General features: G+C 56.6%; 1 protein-coding gene. It reads left to right on the forward strand.

Going from position 1 to position 272, the window contains the following annotated elements; genetic code table 11:
• A partial coding sequence (locus H6A60_RS13145) for a hypothetical protein (RefSeq protein WP_205105310.1) occupies nt 1-272 on the forward strand: 272 nt, incomplete at both ends.

Genomic DNA, 272 nt, shown 5'->3' on the forward strand with positions numbered 1-272 from the left:
AGCCTGGTGACGTCCCTCGGTCAGGCTTTGCAAACAGGGCTGAAATTCCAGGTTTACAAGCCCACGGGGTTCAATCTGCTGGGCGGGTTATTGGCGACCAGCGCAACGCTGCTTAACGATTTGAATAGCACGCTGGGCAACGTCATCGGCACTGTCCTTAGCCCAATTGTCGACCCGCTGGTAAACGGCTTGCTGTCCACCTTGGGCATCAACCTCAACAAAGTTGAAGTCGGCGCCAACCTCAGTTGCAGACCCCACGGGCAAGCGGCATT

The sequence above is a fragment of the Sutterella massiliensis genome, assembly GCF_016899755.1.
Lineage (GTDB): Bacteria > Pseudomonadota > Gammaproteobacteria > Burkholderiales > Burkholderiaceae_F > Sutterella > Sutterella massiliensis.